Annotated in this window: 19 protein-coding genes; 3 read left to right on the plus strand and 16 right to left on the minus strand. The window is 68.2% G+C overall.

Annotated elements, in window-relative coordinates:
* Nucleotides 1-4: 4 nt before the first annotated feature.
* Nucleotides 5-595, minus strand: a complete 591-nt coding sequence (locus tag ASC95_RS10835) for a hypothetical protein (protein ID WP_157256149.1) — start codon at nt 593-595, stop codon at nt 5-7.
* A 171-nt stretch (nt 596-766) separates the two neighbouring features.
* Nucleotides 767-1,045 carry a hypothetical protein gene (locus ASC95_RS10840; RefSeq protein ID WP_057297724.1) on the minus strand — a complete coding sequence of 93 codons (279 nt, stop codon included), beginning with the start codon at nt 1,043-1,045 and terminating at the stop codon, nt 767-769.
* 206 nt (nt 1,046-1,251) lie between these two features.
* Here ASC95_RS10840 and ASC95_RS10845 point away from each other — a divergent pair, with 206 nt between their 5' ends.
* Nucleotides 1,252-4,800, plus strand: coding sequence for a Dyp-type peroxidase domain-containing protein (locus tag ASC95_RS10845; protein WP_057297725.1), 3,549 nt, complete (start codon nt 1,252-1,254; stop codon nt 4,798-4,800).
* A gap of 550 nt (nt 4,801-5,350) precedes the next feature.
* Here the strand turns inward: ASC95_RS10845 and ASC95_RS10850 are convergent.
* The 6 genes from ASC95_RS10850 to ASC95_RS10875 all read right to left on the minus strand — a co-directional run bounded on the left by ASC95_RS10850 (nt 5,351) and on the right by ASC95_RS10875 (nt 15,818).
* Nucleotides 5,351-6,781: a polysaccharide lyase family 1 protein gene (locus tag ASC95_RS10850; protein ID WP_157256152.1), complete on the minus strand. Its 1,431-nt coding sequence runs from the start codon at nt 6,779-6,781 to the stop codon at nt 5,351-5,353.
* Between the two features lie 278 nt (nt 6,782-7,059).
* Nucleotides 7,060-10,029, minus strand: coding sequence for an AAA family ATPase (locus ASC95_RS10855; RefSeq protein ID WP_162250756.1), 2,970 nt, complete (start codon nt 10,027-10,029; stop codon nt 7,060-7,062).
* Between the two features lie 96 nt (nt 10,030-10,125).
* The gene (locus tag ASC95_RS10860; RefSeq protein ID WP_057297727.1) at nt 10,126-11,376 is read right to left on the minus strand and encodes a hypothetical protein; all 1,251 of its coding nucleotides are present in this window, start codon (nt 11,374-11,376) and stop codon (nt 10,126-10,128) included.
* A gap of 152 nt (nt 11,377-11,528) precedes the next feature.
* Entirely contained in the window at nt 11,529-11,753 is a 225-nt protein-coding gene (locus ASC95_RS10865; protein ID WP_057297728.1) for a hypothetical protein, read from the minus strand.
* Nucleotides 11,754-11,892: 139 nt separating this feature from the next.
* On the minus strand, nt 11,893-13,842 hold the full coding sequence (locus ASC95_RS10870; protein WP_057297729.1) for a S9 family peptidase: 1,950 nt from the start codon (nt 13,840-13,842) through the stop codon (nt 11,893-11,895).
* Nucleotides 13,839-15,818 carry an alpha/beta fold hydrolase gene (locus tag ASC95_RS10875; protein WP_057297730.1) on the minus strand — a complete coding sequence of 660 codons (1,980 nt, stop codon included), beginning with the start codon at nt 15,816-15,818 and terminating at the stop codon, nt 13,839-13,841. Before ASC95_RS10875 ends, ASC95_RS10870 begins: the two co-directional genes overlap by 4 nt.
* 71 nt (nt 15,819-15,889) lie before the next feature.
* Here ASC95_RS10875 and uvrA point away from each other — a divergent pair, with 71 nt between their 5' ends.
* Nucleotides 15,890-18,802: an excinuclease ABC subunit UvrA gene (gene uvrA, locus ASC95_RS10880; protein WP_057297731.1), complete on the plus strand. Its 2,913-nt coding sequence runs from the start codon at nt 15,890-15,892 to the stop codon at nt 18,800-18,802.
* Here uvrA and ASC95_RS10885 read toward each other — a convergent pair whose 3' ends face one another.
* The gene (locus tag ASC95_RS10885) at nt 18,803-19,609 is read right to left on the minus strand and encodes an MHFG family PEP-CTERM protein (protein WP_235537891.1); all 807 of its coding nucleotides are present in this window, start codon (nt 19,607-19,609) and stop codon (nt 18,803-18,805) included.
* 223 nt (nt 19,610-19,832) lie between these two features.
* Here ASC95_RS10885 and ASC95_RS10890 point away from each other — a divergent pair, with 223 nt between their 5' ends.
* Nucleotides 19,833-20,225: a two-component system response regulator gene (locus ASC95_RS10890; RefSeq protein WP_057297733.1), complete on the plus strand. Its 393-nt coding sequence runs from the start codon at nt 19,833-19,835 to the stop codon at nt 20,223-20,225.
* Nucleotides 20,226-20,342: 117 nt separating this feature from the next.
* Here the strand turns inward: ASC95_RS10890 and ASC95_RS10895 are convergent, their stop codons facing one another.
* The 7 genes from ASC95_RS10895 to ASC95_RS10925 form a co-directional block, all read right to left on the minus strand.
* Entirely contained in the window at nt 20,343-20,780 is a 438-nt protein-coding gene (locus ASC95_RS10895) for an SWIB/MDM2 domain-containing protein (protein WP_057297734.1), read from the minus strand.
* 222 nt (nt 20,781-21,002) lie between these two features.
* On the minus strand, nt 21,003-21,548 hold the full coding sequence (locus ASC95_RS10900; protein ID WP_200960122.1) for a cytochrome b/b6 domain-containing protein: 546 nt from the start codon (nt 21,546-21,548) through the stop codon (nt 21,003-21,005).
* 6 nt (nt 21,549-21,554) lie between these two features.
* Nucleotides 21,555-21,839: a PepSY domain-containing protein gene (locus ASC95_RS10905; protein ID WP_057297735.1), complete on the minus strand. Its 285-nt coding sequence runs from the start codon at nt 21,837-21,839 to the stop codon at nt 21,555-21,557.
* A 10-nt stretch (nt 21,840-21,849) separates the two neighbouring features.
* Nucleotides 21,850-22,977, minus strand: a complete 1,128-nt coding sequence (locus tag ASC95_RS10910; RefSeq protein ID WP_057297736.1) for an alpha-hydroxy acid oxidase — start codon at nt 22,975-22,977, stop codon at nt 21,850-21,852.
* Nucleotides 22,974-23,669: a Fe2+-dependent dioxygenase gene (locus ASC95_RS10915; RefSeq protein WP_057297737.1), complete on the minus strand. Its 696-nt coding sequence runs from the start codon at nt 23,667-23,669 to the stop codon at nt 22,974-22,976. The genes ASC95_RS10910 and ASC95_RS10915 overlap by 4 nt, the downstream gene beginning before the upstream one ends.
* A 28-nt stretch (nt 23,670-23,697) precedes the next feature.
* Nucleotides 23,698-26,013, minus strand: a complete 2,316-nt coding sequence (locus ASC95_RS10920; protein ID WP_057297738.1) for a TonB-dependent siderophore receptor — start codon at nt 26,011-26,013, stop codon at nt 23,698-23,700.
* 97 nt (nt 26,014-26,110) lie between these two features.
* A complete protein-coding gene (locus ASC95_RS10925; protein ID WP_057297739.1) occupies nt 26,111-26,761 on the minus strand; it encodes an energy transducer TonB in 651 nt (216 codons plus the stop codon).
* Nucleotides 26,762-26,849: the final 88 nt, after the last annotated feature.

The following is a 26,849-nucleotide window of genomic DNA, read 5'->3' on the forward strand; positions in this document are numbered from 1 at the left end:
GTGGCTAAGGTGCCTGCCGACGGCGCCGCAGCTTCAATGCACCCAGGGCCAGAAGTCCTGCCGCGAGCAGATGCTGGGCCGAGACTTCGGGCACTGCCGCGGCCGTCAACGCCACGCCGTCGAGATTGAGGATCTCCGGATAAGAGCCCGGCAGGAATTCAGCCGCGAAAGTCAGCGCCTGCACGGTGGCCGTCGCGGTGAACGTCATCGTCGACTGCACCCAGGTCTGCGCACTGGCCGAGGTGGCTTGCCCGGTCTGGATCTGCGAGCCGAACGTGACGCGCCATTGCTGCATCGCGCTGGGACTCAGGGAGGTGTGGTTGGACATCGAGTAGAAGCTCAGCTCGTAGCTGGCGCCGACCTGAAGCCCCGACAAGACCTGCGTGATGCCGCTCGCATTGAAGCGGGGCGCGAACGAGTCCAGGTCCTGGATGCCGAAGTAGGAACCGGCGTTCGGGCTGGGGTGGTTCTCGAAGGACTGCCACGATTCGCCGGTGGGCACCACGAGCGTCCACCCCGTGGGAGCCCCCGCGCCGGCGAAGTTCATCGAGCCGTTGGTGACCAGGTTGTCCGCGGCGTGGGCCGCGAAGGGCATGGCAAGGAGCCAAGCAAGATGTTTGAGCACCATCGCGGACCACCATCGTTGAGTGACGAGGAGGTGGACCGTATGCCGGCCTGGGTTGCGTCAGTATCCCTAGGCTCTCAGCTTTGGACGCGCATTCGGGGGGTGGGCGAGTCGTTCATTCGTCCACGTCCAAGCTCGATGTCAGCGGACGGCCGCGGCCACGTCGGCGCTGGCGACCTGAGTGCTGTCCGGCGTGCGGCGGCCTTCGATGACGACGCGGGGCAGCTGCGCAATCGTCGGCTCCGGAGTGCTCACGCCGCTGATGACCACGCGGTCCAGCTTGACGACTTCGGGCGCTTCGGCCGGCACGGTGAGCGTCATCCAGGTGGCGCCGGTCAGGGCGACCAGGGCAACGAGGATGGCGGCGCTGACGGCTTGCAGGCGGGTGCGGGCGGCGGTGGTGGTGCTGATGCGGTTCATGGTGGACTTCTTTCTCTCTGGTGTGCCGCCAGTGTGTTCTTGAGAGGTCGTTCGATCTAAGGGTTTGCGATAGGTTGCGACTTTTCGCGGATGAAATGCGTCCGGCAGGGATCAACGGAATCCCTCCTTAAACCTGAGGGCCGACCCTGTCCCCGGCGTCATGCGGTGCCGGGATACTTCTCCCCTAAAAGCAAGGGAGAAGAGCCATGGCACGGGGCAACGACGTTCAGCTCGGCGGCATCACCGACCTCAACTTGCTGGCTGACATCAAGCGCGGCTTTGTCGACGCGCTCGAGGTCGTCACCTATGTGGACCGCCTGCGCAGGGTGCTGAAGACGCTCAACGGCCTGCGCCTGGGCTCGCGCGAGTCCAGCTCGCCGGCCTCGCCCTATACCGACATCGTCGCCCGCTGGCGCATCGTCCATTCCTTCCGCTGGAGCATCCTTGACGGCAAGGACGGAGCGCCCGACCGGCTGCTGCTCAACGTCTGCTTCGACGGCGGCTGGGAGCCCTATATGCGGGTGATCTGGGACCAGCTCGGCTCGACGCTGGACCTGATGCTCTGCCACACCGAGGCCTACACGCTGTCGCGCGACTGCAGCTTCGAGACCTATGCGCGCTGGGTGCGCGATCATGAGATCTCGGCCGACTTCCTGTTCATCGCCTCCGGCCGCAGCGTCGGCGATGGCGAATACCTCGCCCGGCTGGAGGCGGCCCAGCGCGGCCGTGCCAACGAGCTGGAATTCAACCGCCTGCGCGCGCCGGCCTCCGGCGAGACGCCGCCGCTGCCCGCTGGCGACAAGGAGCGCTTCGCGATGGCGGCGCGCGGGCTGCTGCCGCTGGCGGGCCTGTACACGCTGCAGCGCTACTTCGGCGCCGACGCGCCCGACCGCGACTGCCTGCTGCGCGCCACTCACGACGTGCTGTTTGAGTTGCGCGAGCTGGACACGGGCCAACAGTTTCCCAAGGACGGCGGCAAGACCGCCGGCGGCCAGCTGCGCCAGCGCCATCACGAGATGCTGGCCTGGTTCGAGCAGCCGCTGCCCGAGCCCGAGATCAAGGCGCGCGAGCTGTCGCTGCTGCCGGGCGACCTGCAGTGCTGCCTGCTGAGCAAACCGCCCGGCAACCGGGGCGGCCTGGTGCTGCTGCGCGTGGCCCAGCCGGCCCAGGCTGTCGCCTGGCTCAGCACGGCGCCGGTGCAGCGTGACAACGAAGACGGCGCCCAGCTCGGCGTCTGGCGCCAGGTCGCGCTGACCCTGTCAGGCCTGAAGGCGCTGGGCGTTCCGGCTTCGCGCCTGGACCGCTTCCCGCAGGCCTTCAAGGAGGGCATGGCCGCGCGCGCCGGCCTGCTGGGCGATGTGCGCCACAACCATCCTTCGCACTGGGTGCTCGCGCCTCATGTCAACAAGATCGACCGCGTTGACCCCGCCAACGCCCATGTCCTCGTGCAGCTGCGCTTTACGGCCGCCGAGCCGGGCGAGAACTTCACGGCTGCTGACGACAAGCGCCTGAAGGAGTTGGCCGAGGCCTTGACCGTCAACACCGGCCTGGCGCTGATGGCCATCGAGCCCATGCGCAGCAATGCGGCCGACAAGGAGCACTTCGGCTTCAAGGACGGCATCAGCCAGCCCGTGCTGGCTGCCTCTACAACCGGCCAGCCCGTGCTCGGCGGCGAAGCTTCGGGCTCTTCCTGGGACGACCGGGTCAAGACTGGCGAGATCCTGCAGGGCTTCCCGACCGAGCGCGACAAGGGCTATGCCGTGCCCGAGCAGCCCGATGCGCTGCTGGATCGCGGCAGCTTCCTGGTGGTGCGCAAGCTGCGCCAATACACCGGCCGTTTCAGCAAGCGCACCTACCAGGAGGCCAGGAAGATCGGCCTGGACCATGAGCTGGTGCTCGCCAAGCTGATGGGCCGCTGGCAGGACGGCCGGCCGCTCGCGGCGCCCGAGGCATCCGGCAGCAGCAATGACTTCAACTTCGCCAAGGACGTGCAAGGCTCGGCCTGCCCCTTCCACGCCCACATCCGCCGCACCAACCCGCGCGACCTGGCCGGCACGGCCTTCTCCAGGAACCGCATGCCGCGCATCCTGCGCCGCGGCATGAGCTACGGCGCGCCGGTGCATGCCGATGCCCCGGACGACGAGGACCGCGGCCTCGTCTTCATGGCCTATAACGCCCACTTGGCCGAGCAGTTCGAGGTCGTGCAACGCTGGGTGGCCGGCGGCAATGCCAGCGGCGGCTATGCGGCACAAAGCGATCCCCTCCTGGGCGTTGTTGACGGCAACGGCGGCCCGCGCCTGTTCCCCTTCGAGCATGGCGGCAAGGCCTACGAGATCGACCTGGGCCCGGAGCCTTTCGTCACGCTGCAGTGGGGTGCCTATTTCTTCGTGCCGTCCGTTGCCGCGCTGAAATCCCTGCCCTGCCTGACCGAGCTGCCGCTGCCGCTGCCGCCTCCCACGCCGGTGCCCGAGCGCGCGCCCGACCTGCAGGACAAGGCGGCCATGCAACTCTGGCTGGAAGACACCAACACCCGCGATGCCGCCTGGGCCTGGGTGCGCGCCCAGCCTGGTGGCGTCGTCGACACGGCCTATGGCGTGCTGGTGGGCGCGCCCGAGCGCGTCTGCGAGGTGCTGAGGAACGCCCCCGACCGCTACTCCGTCAGCGGCTACGGCGAGCGCATGCACGACTCCATCGGCCTGGGCTTTCTGGGTCAGGACGAGAGCAGCGGTCATCGAGCACTGGCGCCCGTCATCAATGCGGCCATTGAGGCCTTCAGCGAGGCTGATTGCTATGCCACCGCCTACCAGGTCGCCAAGGCCGGCCTGGCGAAGCTGAAGGAAGAGGCCCATGGGCTACTGAACGCTTTTCCGGCTTCGCAGAAACCCAAGGACCTGCCCACCGACACGCCGCTGGACTTCGAGCGCTTGAGCGAGGGCGTGCTGGCCAAGCTTTGCCAGCTCTGGTTCGGCCAGCCTGACGGGCGCCACATCTGGGGCACCGAGTTCCATGCCGAGGCGCCGACTCAAGGAGCGGCCGCGCGTTGCCCGCGCGATCTCTTCAAGGTCTCGCGCCATGTCTTCGGCCCCTACCCGACCGAGGCGGTGCAGGCCGAGGGCCGCGCCGCCGGCCGCCGCTTCACGGCCGCCATCGAGGCCTGGCTGGCCGAACCCGGCACCGTGCTGCCGCCGTTGGCGCAGAAGATCGTCGCAGCTGCCCGAGCCCTGCCCGACGCCACGCCCGACCTGGCTGCATGCACGCTGGCCGGCGTCATGCTGGGCTTTCCGCCCACCACGCATGCCAACCTGATCACCGTGCTCGCCGCCTGGGTGCAGACGCGCAAGCTGTGGGAGCTGCAGCCGCTGTGGCACGAGGTCGCGCCCGATCCGCAGAACCAGATGCGCCCCTATGCCGAGGCCGTGGCTCGCTTGCGCCCGACCTTGGTCGCGACGCTGACCCGGCGCCCCACGCCCTTTCAGGTCTGGCGCAAGGCGCGCGTGGCGCACAAGCTGGGGCCTGTGGACGTTGAGGCTGGCCGCGTCGTTGTCGTGGGCCTGGGCTCGGCCACCCAGCAGGACCCGCTGCGCCACCACGTCGCCTTCGGCGGTGACTGCGCCGACCCCGAAGGCGCACCACCGCATGCTTGCTCGGGCTACGGCATGGGCATGGGCGTCATGCTGGGTGTGATTGCGGCGGTGCTGGATGCGGGGGTGCTGAGGTTCACCGGGGCGCCGACGGTGGTGGCGATGGGGGTTTAGACGTACTGACCTTTGCCCGCATTGCCGTAGAGGTGACGCATCGCGCCAGCATGCATGAACGCTGTCCGTCGTTGATCCATGTTGTGTACGAGCCCTGCACTGAATCCCGTCATGTGAGATGGTTGATCGAACCCGGGCGGACAGACCCATTCGTAGTGGCGTCGGGCGGCACAAGTCGCGGTTGACTCATCCTTGAACTCCCCTTCCCATTCGTAACACGCGGGTCGATCCGCCGTCTGTGGCAACCGCATGACTGCTCGATATGTACCGTTAGGCGTCTTGAAGATGCGGAACGGAGGTTTGTCCGTGATCATGAAATGCCTTTTGTCGCCCTGTTGAAAAGTAGGGCGCCTAGCAATTCTTCAGCCGCCATGCAAGAGGTTGTGTGGGCGTGACGCGGAATCGGTGCAGCGGTCTCGCGCCACGTCACCCTTGGCGCCACCCATCTTCCGGGGAGCCACCCTGGCCTGCAGCCTGGTTGGGGTAAGCGCAGCGAACCCCAACACCTGGCGCCATCCATTGTTGGGGTCTGCGACCCCAACCTACCCTGTCAGCAGCTGACCTTCGCCAACCCCGTCCCGGCCCCCGCCGCCGCTGGCAATTTCTGCTTCACGCAGGACGGCGCCTGCAGCGTGTAGCCGTAGGGAATGCCGAGCGGGAAGGTGGCGGTGCTGGCCCAGTCCGTCGCGTCCCGCGACGGTGAGGAGCCACTCGCCACCCAGGTGATGCCATAGGTCGCGAAGTCGGAAGGACTCGTGATGTTGTTGCCGCGCAGCTGCCAGTAGCCGATAGAGGGGCTGTCGCGCGAGGTCACGGGGTTTTGCGAGTTCTCGAACCAGTTGCCCTCGATCAGCGAGTAGCCGCCCATGCGGATGTTGGCGCCCGAGGTCAGCAGGCCGCTGTACAGGTTGTTGTACAGATGGGTATAGCCGGCGCGCTGCAGCGGCAGGCGCGAGCCCACGTCCTTGTAGTAGTTGTGGTGGAAGGTGATGAAGCGGTCGCTGGCGTCGCTGTCGCTGGAGCCGATCAGGCCGACCTTGTGGTGGTCGTGGATGTAGTTGTACGAGTAGGTGATGTGATGGGCGCCGGCCTTGTTGTCGACGAGGCCGTCGAACTCCAGGTCGCCCGCGCCGCTGCATTCCTTCAGGCTGCTGAACAGGGTGTTGTGGTCGATCCAGATGTAGCCCGGGATGCCGCCGCTCTGGCCTTCGATGCCGATGGCGTCGATGGAGCCCGGCAGCAGGCCGATGGTCATGTTGCGGATGATGATGTTCTGCGCCGCGGCCTTGATGGCCAGGCCGAAGTTGGCCGCCGAGCCGTTGGCGCCTTCGATGGTCACGTTGTTCTTGTTCTTGATTTCGACGATGGCGCCGGCGGGCTTTTGCCATTGGGCGCAGGCGTCGGGGATGGTGCCGAAGTCGAACGTGCCGGTGTAGCGCAGCACCAGGCCGGAGCTGCCGTCATAGGCATTGAGGGCGGCCTGCATCGCCGCGGCGGTGCTGACCGTCACCGCCGTCTTGGTTCCGCCGCCTGTCACGGTGCCGGCATAGCCGCCGCTGGCGCCGGCCGGGGCGGGTGCGGGCGTCGGAGCGGGTGAAGGGGCCGGCGTGGGAGCAGGTGTAGGCGCCGGTGTCGGTGCGGGGGTTGGAGCAGGTGTCGGCGCAGGCGTTGGCGCCGGCGACGCCACCGGGCCGATGGCGCATTTCTTGGTGATGCCGGGGTTGGGGTCGGAGCCGAAGGTGGCCGTCGTGCAGGCGATGTTGCCGCTGAGGTTCTTGATGACCCATTTGTCCTTGATGCCGTAGGACACGGCACGCGTGCTGGTGCCAACCTTGCACGTCTCGCCTTCGTCGGCGCATTTGGAGTAGCCCGAGGGCCAGTCGACGGCCTGCGCGGCCGAGGCGGCCAGCAGCAGCGACATGGCCGTGCCGGCGGTGCGGATGACGGGCAGGGGTGGGGGCGTGAGCTTTTTCGTGATCATGGTTTGTTTGTCTCCGGTCGTTGTGTGGGCGCGCGGTTTCCGTCCGGATGCGCGCAGCTGACCATCGCCAGGGCCGTGGAGTGGCCGCCGCGAAGGCTGTCGAGGCGAGGGAGGAAACCGGTGTCGACGTCAGGTCACTACCGGTCGATCCGCGCGCTGGGGCGCGGCGACGTCAGGTCGGTGCGGCATCGCCGCGCATCGCGAGGCAACTATGAAACAGCGTTCTGTTTTTATGGATACGTGGTTTCACGTAGCCGATGAGCGCGACTTTGCGGCACTCAGAGCTGCAAGGCCCGCTCCAGGAAGCCCGTCATGCCCAGGCGTTCGAACTCCCGCCCGGCGCGGTCCCGTGAGGCCTGCCAGCGGTCGTCCAGCCGCAGTTCGGCTTCCAGCAGCGCCGTGACGGCGGCTTCATGCGCCGAGTTGCGCTGCTCGCCAGCGCCGCGGGCCAGGCCGAGATAGCGTTTGGCGCGCTCGCTGTCCCCCATGCGTGCGGCCAGCCGGGCGGCGGCGCGGTAGGCCATGGCGCCGCCGATCCAGTCATGCTGGCGGCCGCGCTTGAGAGCCAGCGCGACGTGGTGGCGGGCCGCGCCCGCGTCGCCCTGGGTGGCCAGGATGTCGGCCAGCCAGCCGTGCTGGAAGCTGCTGTACAGGCCGCCGCCGCGTGGCGCCAGCCAGGCGGTGGCGTCCAGGATGTGCTGGCGCGCGGTCGGGTCGCCTTCCTGCATCCAGGCGCCATAGGCGCCGGCCGCGTGGCCCATGGCGCAGGTGAACATGCTGCGCACCTGGGCGCCGACGCGGTGGGCGACGAGGGCCGCCTCGCGGGCTTCGGCCCAGCGGCCCTGCCAGAGCAGCACGGCGGCGCGCCAGCCCTGGATGCTGGCCTCGACGGCATGGCTGCTGCCATCGAAGGGCGTCAGTGCCTCGGCAAAGATCTCGTGGGCCTGGTCGAAAAGGCCCTGGTCGGCCAGCACATAGGCGCGGCAGCACAGCGAGAAGGACAGGCCGATCTGGTTGACCGCGCTCTTGCGCGCCCGCGCCCGCTGGCGGGCGATGGCCAGGTCCAGCATGGGGAGGGCGTTGGCATAGTCGGCCGCGGCGGCCTGCAGCTGGCCCACGGTGCCGGGCAACTGCGCGAGCAGCGCATGGTCGCCGCAGTCCTGGGCCGTCTCGACCGCGGCGCGCGCATGGCGCAGGCTGTCGCGCGTCTCGCCCAGGGCGTAGCCCACATAGGACAGCCAGTATTCGGTGCGGGCGATGAGGCCCGGCTCGGATTCGGCCTGGGCCAGGGTGGCGGCATGCCGGAGCACGCGCAGATCGTCCTGGGAGGCGTCGAAGACGCAGGCCATGCCCAGGCGCTGGGCGATGCCAACCCAGCGGCGCCGGCGCTCTGCGTCGTCGGGAAGGAACTCCAGCGCGGCCAGGGCGGCGCGGAACTGCTTCTTGGCCCGGTCCAGCGCCGAGGCGGCCAGGGCCTGATCGCCGGCCGCTTCGGCATGGTGGGCGGCGGCAGGCCAGTCATTGGCGGCGGCGTCGTGATAGGCCAGCTGTTCGTGCAGGTCCTGGCCGCCGTGTTCGGCCAGCTCGACGCTGATGCGCCGGTGCAGGGCCTGGCGTTCGTGCAGGCCGGTGGCCTCGTAGACGACGTCGCGCGTGATGCCGTGCTTGAAGCGCAGGTGGCCGGGGCGTTGATCCGGGAAGATGAAATCCTGGGCGGCCAGGGCCTGCACGGCGGGATGCTGCTCACCGCAGCCGGACAGCGCCTGCAGCAGCCAAGACGGGATGACATTGCCGATGACGGCCGCCACGCGCACCAGCTGGGCCTGCTCGGGCGGCAGGCGGCCGACGCGGGATTCGACCAGCGCGGCCAGCCAGGCCGAGCTGCTCGGCCCGGCGACCAGGCCTTCACCCGTGTCGGCCGCGGCGTGGCAGAGCTCCTCGATGAAAAGGGGGTTGCCGCCGGCGTGGCGCTGCACCTCGGCGGCGATGAAGGGGTCGATCTGCGGCAGCAACTGCTGCACGGCGCGGGCGGCCTCGGTCTCGGTCAGCGGCGGCAGTTCGATGAGGTCGGCATCGCCGTCGTTGGCGCTGGGCAAGGCCGCCGTACTTGGGATGGGCCTGCTGGCTGTCAGCAGCAGCAGCGGCAGGCGCTCACGCTCGGCGGCGGCGCGCAGCCGGTGCAGCAGGCGCAGCGAGGCGTCGTCGGCCCATTGCAGATCGTCGATGAAGACGAGCTGGGGCATGCGCCGCGCCAGCGCGAGCAGCAAGGTCAGCAGGGCGTCGGCGCGCTGGCCGGGCTGGCTGTGCTGGGCGGCGAAGAGCTCGGGCGGCGCGTCGTGCGGGCCGCCGTCATGCATGTCCATGGCGCGCAGCATCTGCAAAAAGGGCTGCAGCGGCTCGGCGCTGAGGTAGCTCTCGCAATAGCCGCGGTGGATCTGGACGGCCTGGTCCTGGGCGTGGCGCAGGAACTCCTCGGTGAGCCGGGTCTTGCCCACGCCCGCGCCAGCGCGGATGCCCAGCCACAGCGTGCTGCCCTGCAGCGCGCGCGCGAGCGTGGCCTCCAGCGTTGCCAGCTCGCCACCGCGGCCGACGAAGGGGGCAAGGCCGCGGCGCATGCTGGCCTCGAAGCGCCGGCCCACCGGCGCGCGGCCGAACACACGGTAGGCCGCCAGCGGCGTCGCGCGGCCCCTGAGCTGCAGCGAGAAGCGCGGGCCGGTGTCGAAGAACTGGCTCTGCAGGCCCAGGCTGTCCTCGCTGGCGATGATCTCGTCACGCTTGGCGGCCTCGGACAGGCGGGCGGCGATGTTGGGTGCGTTGCCGAGCAGCTCGAAGCGGCCGCGCATCTGGTCGCCGTCGTTGACGAGGACGATGCCGGCGTGGATGCCGCTGTGCAGGGCCAGGCCGGGGAAGTCGGCGGGGCGTGGGCCGGGCGGCAGCAGCTCGCGCACGGCGGCATGCAGCTCCAGCGCGGCCTCGGTGGCGCGGCGGCCGTCGTCCTCGCGCACCTCGGGGTGGCCGAAGACGGCCAGCATGCCGTCGCCCTGGATGCGGGCGATGACGCCGCCGTGGTGGGGCACGATGCGTTCGTACAGCGCGCGCAAGCCCCCGAGCATGGCCGCATAGTGCTCGGCCTCCATCCACTCGGCCATGGCGGTAGAGCCGCTGAGGTCGGCGAACAGCAGGGTTAGCAGTCGGCGCTGGCCGACAGGCGCAGGAGGGGCAGCGAAGGACGCGGAGGACTCGGTCACGGCGCTGGTCATCCTAGCCGTTGCGCTTCGGGGCTGACCGCATGAACAGGCCGTTCTGGGGGCTCTGCTCTAGCTCTTGTCGCCTGCTGACCGTCGTCAACCTTGCAGCGGCACGAAATCCGTGTCCGCCACGGTGCGCGGCGCGTCCGGCGGCAGGTCTTCCTCGCGCAGGCCGAGGTAGATGGGCTCGCCGTTGCGACGGTGGATGTTGATCTTGGCGTTGTAGACGCGATGGATCAGCCCGTGCTTGTCGGCCATCTGATATTCGCTGATGCCCCACAGCCCGGTCGAGTCACGTCGACCGGTCAGGTAGCAAGCGATCTCGTCGACCTCGGAGCCGGCGAGTTTCAGGCCATTGAGGCTGCGCAGCGGCGCCCGCGTGCGCTCGACGAAGTCCAGGCTGTCGATGTGCACGTCCTCGCCGTTGACCTCGTCGTGCATCAGCGTGTTGAACTTGCCGACCAGGATCTGGCCAGGTTCGGCGCGCTCGATCATGCGGGCGAGCTCGATCGTGACCTGCCCGACCAAATAGCTGAAGGACGTCGGGTTGAGGCCTTCGGATTGGTAGAACTCGTAGTGCGAGCCGACGTGAAAGCAGGCGCGCAGCTTGGGCACCGATTCGGGGCGCGTCGCGCGCTCACGCGCCAGGGCGTTGTCGGCCAGGATGAACTGCATCAGCTGGTACAGCTCGACATTGGCCTCGACACCGCGCATGCGGTTCCAGATGTAGAAACCGTCGCCGGTCGTCGTGCGGGCGAAGTTGATGTTGATCTCACGGTCCAGCAGCTTGGCGTAGGCCGCATTGACCGAGCAGGACAGGCTGTTGAGCTGCACCACCTGCTGCAGCGGTGTCAGCAGCGAAAAACCGACCGCGTCGAACAGGATGACGGCGCGGTCCTCGACGAGGCGGATGCCGTAGCGCGCCGCGATGGCCGCGATCAGCGGCAGGCCCAGGCCCCGTTCGGGGTTGAAGGGAAGCTCGATGAGCTTGGGTACCACGCTCAGCGCGGCGGCCACGCTGTCGAAGGCCTGCTTTTCGAGGTGCTCCTGGTTGGACAGCAACTTGTCCAACAGCCTTGTGCGCCGCGTGACCTCGGTCAGCGGCGAGGTGCCGTCACCCAGCGTGTACTCGGTCAGCATCTGGTGCGGCGCGACCAGCACGCGCAGGCCGCGCGGCTCGGGGGTCCAGGCGTAGATCAGGTTGTCGCCCAGGCCCCACAGCGTGTAGAGCGCCTGGTCGAGCAGGATGATGTTGTCGCGCAGTGCGGTTTCGCTCAGGCCGGCCGGTGCTGGATAAGCCATGAAGCCATCCAGCCAGGACCGGCGTTTGCGCAGCTCTTCTTTCACAAGCAGGCTCCAATCAGAAGCCTGGATTGTCTTTCACAGACGCGTGATTTTTTCACGCCAAGCCGAGTCGTCGGCACAGCCTCGGCCGTCGGCCTGCTGCGCCGGCGACTCGGCTCGGTGTTCCTGGGTCATTTGAATCCTCATGCGGGGACTCAGGCGCGGCGGCCGGTCACGGTGACGCGCGGCAGCTGGGCGACTTCGCGGGCGGCATAACCAGTGATGACGACGCGCGGCAGCTGGGCAACTTCCCGTGTGGCCTTGCCGGCGATGACGACGCGCGGCAGCTTCTGGATTTCCTGCGGAGCGGCATTGGCGGCGAAGGCGGTGAAGGCGAAGGCAGCGACGGCGGCGGCTTGGATCAGGACGGTGGCTTTCATGATGCTTCCTTGTGGGGTTTCGCTCAGCGGGTTTGCTGTGTCGATGGAAGCAGTTTCGTCACTGGACCCAGGCGCCGCCATGGCGCTGCGATGAATCGCCAGGCGCGGGCCGCGAGCTGCGTGCGGCCGCGACAAACGGTCAGTTTTTCGGCGCGAGATGCGTGGCCAAGAAGGCTTCGATGCGCTGCATCAAGTCGTGCCGCTGGTCGGCGCGCAGGGCCCCGTGGCCGGCGTCCTCGTAGGCCACCCACTCGGGCGGCCGGCCCAGCGCGGTGAGCTTGTCGCGCAACGCCGTACCGTGGACCAGCGGCACGCGCGGGTCGTGTCCGCCGTAGGCCAGCAGCAGCGGCGCACGGATGTTTTCGGCTTGCGTCAGGGGCGAGTTGGCGTCCAGCATGGCTGCGTCGCTGCGGGTATCACCAATGGCCTGGGGAATCAGGTAGGTCAAGGCATCTGTGGACAGGAAGCTCCAGTGGCGGGATTCCAGGCGCGGCAGGTCCGTCGACGCGAAGGTCGCCACGGCGCAGGCCAGCTTGCCCGTCTTCTCGGCCCTGACCAGCCCCATCAATGCGGCGTAGCCGCCATAGCTGGCACCGACCATGCAAACCCGTTTCGGATCGGACAGGCCTTCCCGTTCGGCCCAGGCGAGCACGTCGTCCAGATCGTCCTGCATGGCTTGGCCCCATTGTTTGAAGCCGGCGCGCTCATGTCGTTGGCCGTAGCCAACGCTGCCGCGGAAATCGGCTTGCAGCACCAAGTAGCCGCGTGAGGCATAGAACTGCGATTCGGCGTCCCAGGGCCAGTGGTTGCCCCGGACCCACGGGCCTCCATGGACCAGCAGCACCGTGGGTGCCGGCGCCGCCGTCGCTACCATCGGCCGGGTGACCTGAACGGCCATCGGCAGCCCGTCCCGCGCGGAGACGGTGGCGATCTGAAGCGGGCTGCCTTCCGGCATCCAGGGCTTGCTGGCGGCCAGAGGCGTCAGGCGCCCGGCCGAGCGGTCGTAAAGGAAGTAGCGGGGCGGGCGCCTGTCGCTCTGCGAGGTCACGAGCACCGTCGTGACTGCAAGGCAGCGCGAGCACTGCAGGCGGTTGACGTTACCCGGAAGCTGCCGGTCGATGTCGGCCTGCGCGGCTGCCAGGTCGGCATTCAGCCATAGTGTGCGCGGGATATCGGTCTCGTAGTGGATGCCCACGGTCTCACCGCTGTCGCGGTCCAGCACCGGTTCGGGATCGATGTCGTAGGTGGGGGAGGCCAGCATCAGGGTGGTGGGCGCATCCGGCGCCAGGCTGTTCGCGCGGTGAAGCACCGCCCGCTGGGCCGGCCCACCGTCGGGCCGCAGCAGGTAGAGGTCGCCCTTTCGATCCACCCAGCGCGGGATGCGGCCCGGAGGCTCCAGCGGCTGGCTCGATACCGACCACGGCGTCACGTTGCCGGCATCGTCCCTGCGCACCACCTGCCACCGACCCTGTTCCAGCTCCTGGTAGCCGAACAACGGCCGGAACCTGGCATCCAGCACCCAGTTGACGATGCCCTTGGGAATGTTTTCCGTCAGCGGCTGGCGCTCGCCGGTCACGACGTTCAGGCGCATGCGCCAGTCGCGATGGGCCAGGATGACGTTGTCTGAGCCGTCGAGCGGGATGTCGCTGAGGGTCCACCAGCCGCCGAGCACGCGCGATGCCTTGGGCGCGCTCAGGCCCCGGCCGACACCGACGGCGTCGGCCCATTGCCGCAGGCCCGTCCCGTCGCGCCCAATGGTCCATAGCCCTGGCATGACGCGTTTGCTGTAAGGCTCGTCCTGTGAGCGGACGGTGAAGACGAGGCGCTGGTCGTTCACCCAATGCACGCTGGCGATGTCGACCTGGCCGAACGCCTGTATCGCGGTGGCCTCCGCTGGCCTGTCAGACGCAATGATGGCCAGCGCGGTCGTCTTGCTGGTCGTGTTCACGATGGCGGCGACATGGCGGCCGTCGGGCGAGAGCACCGGGCCCGAGAAGGCCGGTGCGCGCTGGAAGTCTTCGATGCTGGGCGGCGCAGCATGGACAAGCGCGGCGCTGCCGAGCAGGGCCAGCATGAGTGCTTTGATCATGGTTTGGCGGTTGCTCCGATATGGCGGCCCAGGAAGCGCTCGACGCGCCCCCAGAAATCTTCATTCGTCTTCAGGTTGAACCAGCCGTGGCCCTCGTCGGGATAGACGACCCACTCAAGCGGCTGGTCGGCCCGCAGCGCGGCCTTCATTTCGGTGCCGTGCTTCAGCGGCACACGCCGGTCCTCGCCGCCATAGGCCATCAGCAGAGGCATCTTGATTTCCTTGGCGCGCTGCAGCGGCGAGGTCCGGGCGATCTGTTCGCCGTCGGTCGCGACATCCGCCACCAGCCGCTTCATGCCGTACTGCCTCCACTCCTCGGAGAAGTCGCTCCAGTGGATGCTGTCCATCAGGCCGATGTCGGTCACGCCGACCCAGTTGACGGCGCACTTGAACAGGTCGCCCTGGGTGACGGCGCCCATCAGGGCCGCATAGCCGCCGTAGCTCGCGCCCATGATGCAGACGCGGGATGGGTCGATCCAGCCCTGCTTGTCGGCAAAGGCCACGGTGTCGGCCAGGTCGGTCTGCATGGCCAGGCCCCACTGCTTCCAGCCGGCATGGAAGAGTTGCCAGCCATAGCCGCTGCTGCCGCGGAACTCCGGCTCCAGCACGACATAGCCGCGGCTGGCCAAGAATTGGGCGTCCGGCTCCCAGGCCCAGTGCGTGCCGCGCACATAGGGGCCGCCGTGCACCAGCACGACGGCTGGGCGGCGCGCGGCGGGGCCGGGGGGCTGGGTGACCAGCAGCGGCAGCGTCAGGCCATCCCGCGCCTTGAACCGAACGACGTCGCGCTCGCCCATGTCTTTCATCTTGAGCCCGGGCTGCTCGGAGCCCAGCGACTGCAGGCTCTTGGTGGCGGGCTTGTAGATCCAGTAGCTCGTCGGCAGCCGGTCGGACAGCGCGCTGACGACGAGGAAGGGAGCGTCCAGGCAGCGGTCGCAGTCGATCAGGTTGACAAAGCCCGGCAGCTTGGCATCGATGTCGGCCTGGATGGCCTTCATCGAAGCGTCGATCCAGGCGGTGCCGAAAGCATCGGTTTCGTAGCGCACACCGAGCAGCTTCTTGGCGACGGGGTCGAAGATCAGGTGGCCGCGGTAGTCGTAGCCATCCAGCCGTACCAAGGGCTCGGGTTCGGGCTTGTTGGTTTGCGGATCGAGCTTGAAGAGGGCGGAGGTGCCACCGTGGCCGGCCGTGACGAGCACCAGGCCGTCGGGCCCGAACCAGTACGGCTCGAACTCCTGGCGGCGCTGAGCGTCGTCGTCGATCCAGAGCTTCCATTGGCCGTCGGCTTCGCGGCGGTAGATCTTGGCCCGGCCCTGGACGGTGGCCTCCACGGCGCGCGGCTCGCCGCGCCAGTCGACCAGCCACTCACCGACATGCTCAGGCGCACCCTGGCTCAGGTTCCTGACCTGGCCGGTTCGCGTGTCCAGACGTGACAGCTGCAACCCCATGCGGTCTGCCTCGTGGGACCAGGGCAGGCGCAACACCAGCACGTCGCTGCTGCCGTCGCGCAGGGTCTTGAAGAAGCGGAAGTTGGCGTCGAGCCGACGGTCGTTGATCAGCGTGCCGGTGGTGAAGGTGTACTGGTTGGCCTGGATCAACTGGCGGAATTCGCTGCCGTCGCGGTTCACCGCCCACAGCCCCGGGTTGTCCACCCGGCGTGCGCCATCCGGCGACTCGCTGGCCTGCAGCACCAGGCGGTCCTCGCTGACCCAGTCATGCTGATAGACGTCGGCGTCCCTGAAGCCCGCCACGACCTTGGCGGTTTCCATGGTCTGCAAGTCGATGACCGCCAGGAACATGCGGTCTTCCTTGCCTGAGGACTGCACGGCGAGGTAGCGGCCGCTCGGGCTCAGTTTTGGCGCGCGCAGCACCGGGCGCTTGAAGAAGGCCGTGGCGGGCGGCGGCTCGGCCACAGCCGGTCCGGCCACGCCCAGAATGGCCAGCGCCATCACCATGGCACGCAAGAACACAAACATCCCTGACTCCGGTTGTTGGGTGCGCCGCATTGTGGCCACCTATCATGGCCGGTTCCCTTGTGAAAACTGCCATGGCCCTCCCGGACTCGCCCCTCTCATTCGCCCCGCCCGAGTCGAAGTTCATCCGCGTGCGCGGTGCGCGCACGCACAACCTGAAGAACATCGACGTCGACCTGCCGCGGCATGCGCTGGTGGTCATCACGGGGCTGTCCGGCTCGGGCAAGTCGTCGCTCGCCTTCGACACGCTGTATGCCGAGGGCCAGCGGCGTTATGTCGAGAGCCTGTCCAGCTACGCGCGCCAGTTCCTGCAGCTGATGGACAAGCCCGACGTGGACATCATCGAGGGCCTGTCCCCGGCGATCTCCATCGAGCAGAAGGCCACTTCGCACAACCCACGCTCGACCGTCGGCACCGTCACCGAGATCCACGACTACCTGCGCCTGCTCTACGCCCGCGCCGGCACGCCCTTCTGCCCCGACCACGACCTGCCGCTGGAGGCGCAGTCGGTCAGCCAGATGGTCGACGCCGTGCTGGCCATGCCGGACGAAGCCAAGCTGATGCTGCTGGCGCCCGTGGTGCGCGACCGCAAGGGCGAGTTCGTCGAGCTGTTTGCCGATCTCCAGGCCCAGGGCTATGTGCGCTTTCGGGTCGATGGCGCCACCATCGAGGCGCCTGACATCCCGGCGCTGAAGAAGGCCGAGAAGCACGACATTGACGTCGTCATAGACCGCATCAAGCTGCGCCATGACGCTGCCGATTCGCTGCGCCAGCGCCTGGCCGAGAGCTTCGAGGCGGCGTTGCGCCTGGCCGACGGGCGGGCGCTGGTGATGAACATGGACAGCCAGCAGACGACGCTGTTTTCCAGCAAGTTCGCCTGCCCGGTCTGCTCCTACTCGCTGCCCGAGCTGGAGCCGCGGCTGTTCTCCTTCAACTCGCCCGTGGGCGCCTGCCCGAGCTGCGAGGGCCTGGGCCAGGTGACCGTGTTCGACCCGGACCGTGTCGTCGCCTTCCCGACGCTGAGCCTGGCCAGCGGCGCCGTCAAAGGCTGGGACCGTCGCAACCCCTACACCTTCTCGCTGCTTGAGTCGGTCGCCGCCCACTACAAGTTCGACGTCGAGGCGCCGTGGGAAAGCCTGCCGCCCAGCGCCCAGGACGTGCTGCTGCGCGGCTCGGGCACCGAGGACATCAGCTTCGTCTACCAGGCTGAGACGGCCGCAGGCAAGAAGCGCTCGGTCAAGCGCCAGCATCCCTTCGAAGGCATCCTGCCCAACCTGCAGCGCCGCTTCAAGGAGACCGACTCGGCCGCCGTGCGCGAGGACCTGGCCCGCTACATGGCCGCCAAGCCCTGCACGGCCTGCGAGGGTTCGCGGCTGCGCCGTGAAGCGCGGCATGTCGTGCTGCAGCCGGCCGATGCGCCGGCGGGCGTGCGCGGCCGGCCCATCTTCGAGGTCGAGCATTCGACGCTGCGCGAATGCCTGGACTACTTCGAGTCGCTCAAACTCAAGGGCAACAAGGCCGAGATCGGCGACAAGGTCATCCGCGAGATTGCGTCACGGCTGCGCTTCCTGAATGACGTCGGGCTCAACTATTTGAGCTTGGACCGCAGCGCCGACACCCTGTCCGGTGGCGAAGCCCAGCGCATCCGCCTCGCGTCGCAGATCGGCTCGGGCCTGACCGGCGTCATGTACGTGCTGGACGAGCCCAGCATCGGCCTGCACCAGCGCGACAACGACCGCCTGATCGCCACGCTGCGGCGACTGCGCGATCTCGGCAACTCGGTGCTGGTGGTGGAGCATGACGAGGACGCCATCCGCGCCGCCGACTGGGTGCTGGACCTCGGGCCCGGCGCGGGTGTGCATGGCGGCCAAGTGATGTCCCAGGGCACGCCCGAGCAGGTGGCGGCCGACCCGAACTCGCTGACCGGGCGGTATCTGAGCGGTGCCGTGCGCATCGAGGTGCCCGCGCAGCGCCACAAGCCGACCGGCGAAGCCCGGCTGCGCATCGTCAATGCCCGTGGCAACAACCTCAAGGGCGTGACGGTCGAGATCCCGGTGGGTCTGTTCACCTGCGTGACCGGTGTGTCCGGTTCGGGCAAGAGCACGCTGGTCAACGACACGCTGTACGCGGCCGTCGCCAAGAAGCTCTACAGCAGCCACGCCGACCCGGCGCCCTATGACGAGATCGAGGGCCTGGACGCCTTCGACAAGGTCATCAACGTCGACCAGAGCCCCATCGGCCGCACGCCGCGCTCCAACCCGGCCACCTACACGGGCCTGTTCACGCCCATCCGCGAGCTGTTCGCCGAGATGAACACCGCCCGCGAACGCGGCTACGGCCCGGGGCGCTTCAGCTTCAACGTCGCCGGTGGCCGTTGCGAGGCCTGCCAGGGCGACGGCGTGCTGAAGGTGGAGATGCACTTCCTGCCCGACGTCTACGTGCCCTGCGACGTCTGCCAGGGCCGGCGCTACAACCGCGAGACGCTGGAGGTGCTCTACAAGGGCAAGAACATCACCCAGGTGCTGAACATGACGGTGGAGGACGCCTTCGAGCTGTTCAACGCCGTGCCGGCGCTGGCGCGCAAGCTGCAGACGCTGCTGGACGTCGGCCTGGGCTATGTGAAGCTGGGCCAGAGCGCGACGACGCTGTCCGGCGGCGAGGCGCAGCGCGTCAAGCTGGCGCTGGAGCTGTCCAAGCGCGACACCGGCCGCACCCTCTACATCCTGGACGAGCCGACCACGGGCCTGCACTTCGCCGACATCGCGCTCTTGATGAAGGTGCTGCACCAGCTGCGCGACGCGGGCAACACCATCGTCGTCATCGAGCACAACCTGGACGTCATCAAGACGGCCGACTGGCTTATCGACATGGGACCGGAAGGCGGTGCCGGCGGCGGCACGCTGCTGGTGGCGGGCACGCCGGAGGACGTGGCGGCCTGCGAGGCCAGCCACACGGGGCGGTATCTGGCGCCGCTGCTAAGGCGCTGATCAACGGCGCCTTTGGCGCGCGCGGAAGATGATGACGAGCAAGCCCAGGGCAATCATGGCCCAGGTGCCGGGCTCAGGTACGGCGGGCGTGTGGGGCAGGTCGATCGGGCCATCAGCAGGTCGCACCGTGCCAGGCGGCAGGGCGGGCATGCCGAGGTTGACGAGGCCGGGGCCACCACCGCCAGGGCTGCCCACAGGGCCGCTGGTGCCGCCGCCTGCCAGCGCGCTACCGCCCTGTGCAGGCGAACTCGACAACGCCGACACGCCGGATGCGGTGGCAAAGCTGTCCGGCGCTGCGGCTGCGGGGCCGGCGCCCGGGGCCTCGAATTCCAGCGGCGCGGTTTCTTCGCCCGCGCGGGTCGACGAGGCGACGTTGCTGGCCTGCGCCGGTGCGACGGCGCTGGGCTTGTCCAGGCGGCGGATGCGGCTGACGTTGCGGCAGACGGTGGGCACCAGGATGCACTGGCCGTCCTCGCAATAGACGAGGCCGCGCTCCTGCGTGGTCGCCGTCCACTTGCTGCGCGTCACCGTTCGGCAGACGGCGCCGGGGCCGAAATGCATGTCGCGGATCTCGGGCGCGTAGTTCGCCTTGCCCGTGATGGCATCGCGCGCGATGACGGCAATGTCGTCATAGCTGCGTGCCTTCATGCGGGCCTTGAGCTTCTCGCGGGTCGCGGCAGGGATGTCCTGGTAGCGATCGACGGCCGCGACCACGTCGCCCATGAATGGGTTGACACCGGGGCGATCCCAGCTGCACTCGGGCAGTGTGGAGCCAGCGGAAACGGCAAGGGCGAGGGTGGCGATCAAGGACATCGGAAGGCCCGCAAAAGGGAAGCGCCCGAACCAGGGCGCATGTCCCTAGTATTAGGGAAGCCTAGGGTTTGTCCGCGTTGAAGACCCGCAAAGAGGGGGTGCCCGCAAAGTGAGATAAGTCACGCAAAGCCGTGGAAACGATTGCCGTGTCGGCTCGGCCGGACGCGCCGGACATTGCTGCTATCGTGCCTGCCGCTGTATCTGCCCCAACCCTCCCATGCCAGACCGCGCCGTGCCGCTGGTGCTTTACGTCGAAGACGACCGCATCCACCTGATCCTGATGGAGGAGGTGTTTCGGCTGCTGCCGGAAAGCTGGGAGCTGCGCATGGCAGAGACGGGCGCGGAGGCCTTGGCGGCCCTGGCCGAATGCCAGCCGGCGCTGGTGTTGGTCGACATGAACCTGCCCGACATGACCGGCCTTGAGCTACGCGAACGCGTGGCCGCGGACGCCAGCCTGGCCGACGCGTTGAGCGCTCGCTGGGTGGCGCTCTCGGCCGACAACCCGGGTGCCGTCGTGCGCGCCGCGCGCGCGGCGGGATTCGACGACTACTGGCTCAAACCCATCGACGTGCCGGTGTTGCAGGCCGGGTTGCACAAGCTGCTCGGCTAGGGTTGGCCCGCCGCTGTAATAGCAGCGAACCCGCTGTGCCACGGTCCGCTGATATGGACGAAAAAAAGCCCGGCGGAACCGGGCTCGTGTTGACGAGGCCGCTTGCGCGGCACCGCTTCACTTCAGATGGCTGTTGATCAGCTTGGTCATCTCGAACATGTCGGCCTTGGCCTTGCCGAAGATTTCCTTCAGCTTGGCGTCGGCGTTGATGACACGCTTCTGCAGCTCATCCTGCAGCTTGTTCTTCTTGATGTACTCCCAGACCTTCTTGGTCACGTCGGTGCGCGGCAGCGGGCTGGCGCCAACGATGGCCGCGAGAGCGGCGCTGGGGGTGAGGGCCTTCATGAAGGCGGCGTTGGGCGTGCGCTTCTTGGCGGGTGCTGCGGCCTTCTTGGCCGGAGCTGCCTTCTTCGCAGGAGCTGCGGCCTTTTTGGCCGGAGCTGCCTTCTTTGCTGCAGGCGCCTTTGCGGGCGCTGCTGCCTTCTTCGCCGGTGCTGCCTTCTTCGCTGGTGCCGCCGCCTTCTTCGCGGGCGCGGCCTTCTTCGCAGTTGCCATGTCGATTCACTCCATCAAAGGTTGTTGATGTGCCGGGGTCCGGGTGAAGGCCGCGTAAGCCTTCAATACTCTCTAGCACCCTGCGGCGGCGATGGTACTGCGCTCCCCAGGGGAAGAGAAGGCTTTCATAGAGGGGATGACCCGCAAAGGCCCATGAAATCGGCCCTTTGAGGCCTCGCTTGTCGCTAGGCCGCATCACTTGGGCCTTCGCGAGGCTTGCAGTCACTGCACGTCGTCGCTTTGCGGCGCGCGCTTCGTGCCGCTGAACATCGCGCCGACGAGGTTCTCGCGATGCCGCCAGCTCGTCAAAACGACACCGCCAAGATGGCTGATCACGAGGGCCGCGACGAGCCAAGCGAGCACCGCGTGTAGGTCCGACAGCCATTCGTAGCCCCACAGCCAGTCGGTCGTGTAGAGCCAGCCACTGAGCGTCAGCAAGGCGGCCGTGGACCACAGCGCCAGCACCATCCATCCGCCCAGCGGGTTATGGCCGATGTAGCGTGGCTCGCGACCGGCGCGCATCGCGCGGGCATAGGCCAGCACCGTGCGCGGGCGGTGCACGAACTGCGCAAGGCGCGCGTAGCCGCGGCCCACGAAGCCCCACACCAGCCGCAGCACCACGGCCGCGCCCGCGACGTAGCCGGCGGTGTGGTGCCAGGCGTCGAAGTGGCTGGGCGGCCAGTGCCCGCTGATCCACGCGGTCGCGACGGCGCTCGCGAGCGACCAGTGCAGCACGCGCACGAGCGCGTCCCATACGCGCACGCGCATGCCGAACTACTTCTTCTCGACGGGCTGCTCGCCCTCGGGGTAGACGCGCTCGAAGGTCTTGGGGTTGAAGAAGGCCTCGGCCTTCTTGCCGGCGCCGTCGAAGCCGTAGACCTCGTAGCAGCCGTTGTAGTTCTGGACCTTGCGGACCTTCCAGCCTTCGCCTTCCAGCTTCTTCTGCAGTTCCATCTGGGGCTTCTTTTCTTCCTTGGGCACGGCGGGGCAGGAGACATTGCCGTGGGCGAAGGCCGTCGAGGCGGTCAGCGCGAGAACGAGGGGGGCGAGGAATTTCATCGGGAGTCCTTCAACGGGGGGAAGAAAAGGGGCCGGGCCAGAGCAGCGCCGGGCCGGCGTCGGCGAGCGTCTTGCAGCCGGAGAGCGCCATGGCGATCTCGAGTTCGTCACGCAGCAGGCGCAGCGCATGCGCCACGCCCAGCGCACCGCTGGCGGCGAGGGCATGAACGTAGGGGCGGCCGAGCAGCACCGCGTTGGCGCCCAGCGCCATGGCCTTGAGCACGTCGGTGCCGCGGCGGATGCCGCCGTCGACGAGCAACGGCACGTTGGGGCCGAGGGCGGTGCGCAATGGCGGCAGCAGTTCGGCGGTGGGTGGCAGCGTGTCGAGCGTGCGGCCACCGTGGTTGGAGACGATGAAGCCGGTGACGCCGCGGGCCAGCGCCTCGCGGGCGTCGTCGGCATGCGTGACGCCCTTGAGCAGCAGCGGCAGCCGGCTCTCGGCGCGCAGCCAGTCGATCTCACGCCAGGTGGCGGCACGTGGCATCAGGCCGTCGAAGAGGGCACTCTGGCCGGGCTGCAGGTTCAGCGGCTTCTTGACACCGCCGAGGTTGACCGCGCGGATATCGTCGGGAAGTTGGAAGCCGATGCGGCGCTCACGGTCGCGCGCGCCGTGCACGGGCGCATCAACGGTCAGCACCAGGGCCTGGTAGCCGGTGGCTTCGATGCGCTGGAGCAGCGCACGCATGAAGTCGCGGTCGCCGCGCCAATAGAGCTGGAACCACAGCGGGCCGGCGGTCGCGTCGGCGAGCATCGGTGCGGCCACGGCGGCCATGTCGATGCTGGACTGGGCGCTGAGGACGAGCCCCGCTTCCTGGGCCGCGGCTGCGTGGGCGATGGCCAGTTCGCCGTCGGTGTGGAAGAGGCGCTGGTAGGCGATGGGCGCCAGCAGGATGGGGTGGCGCAGCTCGCGGCCCAGCAGGGTCACGCGGGTGTGGCCGTTGCTGAGGTCGCGCAGCACGCGGGGCTGCAACTTGATGGCGCCCCAGGCCGCGCGGTTGGCACGCAACGTGATCTCATCGGCGGCACCGCCGTTCAGATAGGCCCAGGCTGCCGCATCGACGCGGGCCTTGGCGTGCGATTCGAAATCTGCCAGGTTGGCGAGGCCGTCCGGCAACGACTCGATGCGAGGCGCAGTCACGTGTCGGCCCACATCCGCAAGAGGTTGTGATACGTGCCCGTCAGCTGCACCAGCTCGGGCGTTTCGCCGAGCTCGCCGCGCAGCTGCATCAGGCTCATGTCCATCTCGTAGAGCAGGCGGCGTTGGTCGTCGCCACGCACCATGCTCTCGATCCAGAAGAAGCTGGCCAGCCGTTCGCCGCGCGTGACGGGTTCGACGCGGTGCACGCTGGTGCCCGGGTAGATGACCATGTCGCCAGCTGCGAGCTTGACGCGCTGCTCGCCGAAGGCGTGCTCGATGACCAGCTCACCACCGTCGTAGTCCGCCGGTGCGCTCAGGAACAGGGTGCAGGAGATGTCGGTGCGCACGCGCTGCACGCCACCCGGCAAATAGCGCACGGCCTGGTCGACATGGCTGCCGTAGGCGTTGCTCACCCCGGCGTAGCGGTTGAACAGGGGCGGGAGCACGCGCTTGGGCAGCGTGGCGGAGAAGAACACCGGGTGCTTCTCCAGCGCCTGCAGCACCAGCGCCTGCAGCTCGCGGTGCTGTTCGCGACCGTTCTCGCTCAGCGGCTGCAGCTGTTCGTTGTTCTTGACCTGGGCGGCCTGGCGGCCGGCGGTGCTGCGGCCATCGGCCCAGGCAGCGATGGCCAGCAGTTCGCAGGCCCGGGCCACGCCGGCCGCGTCGAGGATCTGGGGGATCTTCAGCAGCATGGCAGGGCGCAGGCCTTTCGGGAGGAGGTCAGAACTTGTAGGTGCCGGTCAGCGCGACGACGCGGCCCTTGCCGGGCACGTAGTGCCCCGTGTAGAGCGTGTCGGCATAAAGCTTGTTGGCCACATTGTCGACGTTGAGGCGGAACAGCAGCTCGTCTTCGATGACGGTGTATTCGGCCATCAGGTTGGCGATGACGAACTTGGGCGCGTAGAAGTCGGGGTTGCGGTTGGGTTGCTGGCCGCTGCGCGCATTGACGCCGCCGCCGACACGCCATTGCGGCGTGATCTTGTAGGTCGTCCACAGGCTGCCGGAGTAGCGCGGCGTGAGCGACGGCCGGTCGCCCTGCAATTCGCCGCTGGTCGCCGACGAGATGTCGATGTTGGCGACCGGCATCCAGGTGAAGCTGCCGAAGACCTCCCACTCCGGCGTGATGCGGCCCGTGACATCGACGTCAATGCCTGCCGCGTGGCGCTTGCCCGACAGAGTGACGACGTCGGTGTTCAGCGGGTCGGTATTGCGCTCATGCAGCTTGGTGGCACGGAAGATGCCGAAGCGCGTCGTCAGCTTGCCGTCGGCCGAGTCGTACTGGCCGCCGAGTTCGATGTTGACCGACTTCTCGGGCGGGATGCCGGCGTTGGCGGGGCTCAGCGAATAGGTGTCGCCCGAGGTATTGAACGACGTGGCGCCCATCAGGTGGAAAGACAACTGGGCGTTCGGCTGGAACAGCACGGCGGCGCGCTTGCTCCACTCCGAGACGTTCATCTGATAGCTGTCGGTCGTCGAGCGGGTGATCTTGTCGTAGCCCGGCGTACCGGTGGCGTTGTAGCTGTAGTTGAGGGTGTCGTAGTCGCCCTTGAGCTTGTCGTAGCGCAGGCCGGCGAGCAGCTTCCAGTGCGGCGACAGCGACACCATGTCCTGCACGTAGGCGCCGGCAGAGCGGGAGGTGTATTCACTCGACTTCAAGGGCTGGCGGCGCGACTCGTCGATGCTGGCACCGTCGTCGGGACGGCCGGCCAGCGTGTTGGGCTTGGTGAGGCCCAGTGCGGCGTAGAAGGCCGCGCGCTGGGCGGCCGTCAAGCCGGGGCTGTCGTTGTAGACCTGCTTCTTTTCCTGAGCGAAATCCACGCCCGTCATGACGTGGTGCTCCATGCCGGCGGCCTTGAACTTGGCACTCAGGTCGCTCTGCACGGTGATGGTCTGCAGATCCTGGATCTTCAGCTGGGTGCCGCGGGCCAGCACGGTGTTGGGGCCGAAGGTCGCCAGTGACGCGGCAATGCCGCCCGGCTGCAGGGTCGCGGCCGCGAAGCGCACCGTGCCGGCGCGCTGGTCACGCGTATAGGACGCATAGCGCGCCTTGGTGACGAGCTCGACGTTGGGGCTGAAGCGGTGCGTGTGCGAGCCCATCACGTAGTTGGCCGTGCCCCTGTTGCGGTCGCTGGCCAGCCCGAAGTAGGCAGTCGGTTGCAGCGGCAGCAGCGTCGTCGCGCTCACGGGTGCGGTCGGCGTCGGTCTGATCCACGGCATGCCGTAGTTCATGCCGTTGTTGTTGTCCAGCGCGTACAGCGTGAGGGCGAACTCGTCGTCCTCACCGATGCCCGTGCGCAACGAGCCGGCCAGGCCGGCCTTGTTGATCATGTTGCCCGAGCCGTCGTTGTCGGCGCGGTTGACCAGGGTGCCGATGCGCCAGGCCGTCGTCTCGCCGCTGCGTTTGTTGAAGTCGCCGGTGACGCGCAGGCCGCCGTGGCTGTAGGCGCCGACGTTGATCTCGTTCTGGTCGGCCAGCACGGCCTGCTTGGTGACCTGGTTGACCGCGCCGCCGCTGGAGCCGCGGCCGAACATCAGTGCGCCGGAGCCGCGCAGCAGCTCGACCTTGTCGAGGAAGAAGGTGTCGCGGTCGTAGAAGGCCGGGTCGCGCATGCCGTCGATGAAGATGTCACCGGTGCTTTGCAACGAGATGCCGTGGATCTTGATGTCCTCCTCGCCTCCCTCGGCAGCCTGGAAGGTGATGCCGGCGGTGTTCTTCAGCACTTCCTTGACGTTGTCGAGATTGCGGTCGTCGATGAGCTTCTCGGTGACGATGGTCAGGGACTGCGGGATGTCGCGGATGTCCTGCTTGCCCTTGCCGATGCGGGTTTCGGTGGCCTGGTAGCCGTCCTTGCCTTGCGGCTCGGCGGTGGCCTTGGCGCGCACGGTGGGCAGCACGCTTTCTTCCTTGGCCGGCGGCTTCTGAGCGGGGGAGGTCTGGGCCAGCGTGGCGGTCGCCAGGCCGAAGCCGGCGGCCAGTGCGCCCAGGGGTAGCAGCGCTTGTTTCTTCGACTTGTTCGATTTGTTCTTGCGGGACATGGATTGCTCCGGGGAATCGTGTTGAATGGGCATGGCTTTGCCCACAGCGGCGCAAAGCGCCGCCCACGGCATGGCTACTCAGGGAAAGGAGGCGGGGTCAGCGGTCGACTTCGTAGGACATCGGCGCGATGACCTCCCACTCGACGGGCTGACCGTTCTCGGTGTACGGCGCGAAGCGGGCGCTGCGCATGTCCTGCAGCGCCTGCTCGTCCAGGCGAGCGAAACCCGAGGACTTCGCCAGGGTGATCTCACGCGGCTGGCCGCGCACATCAACGATGACGCGCAGGTGCACGACGCCGGACTCGCGCAGCCGCTTGGACATCAGCGGCACCGTCATGCGCGGCTCTTTCAGATAGCGCACCGCGCTGGCGGGAATCTGCTTGATCTGGGGTGCGGGCGGCGGCGTAATTAGAATGACGGGCGTTGGCGCCGCCTGCACCGGAGCAACCATCGGTGGCGGCGGCGGCAGGGCCGCAACGACGGGAGAGGGCGCGGGCGCCGTGGCGACGGCGATCAGCGGCGGGTCCACCATCGTCAGCGCCGGCGCCTTCAGCTCCGGCATCGCCACCGGAGGCGGCGGCAGCGGCTTGGGCGGCTCGGCCGGCGCCACCAGGCGCACAACGACGGGCGCCACGCGTGCCACCGTGCGGCGCAGATCCTGCACTTGGCTCAAGCCCCACAGCCCCAGCAGATGCAGCGCGGCAATGCCCACCAGCAACAGGCGCCGGCTGCGCGAGGGGCGCGCCATCTCGGCAAAGCTCGGCCGCGGTTGCGGCACTCGCAACGGCAGCACCGCCGCCGGCCGCGATGGGACGGCGACCGGCGCGGGCGGGGCC

The sequence above is a fragment of the Pelomonas sp. Root1217 genome (genome assembly GCF_001425705.1).
In the GTDB taxonomy this organism is placed as follows: domain Bacteria; phylum Pseudomonadota; class Gammaproteobacteria; order Burkholderiales; family Burkholderiaceae_C; genus Pelomonas.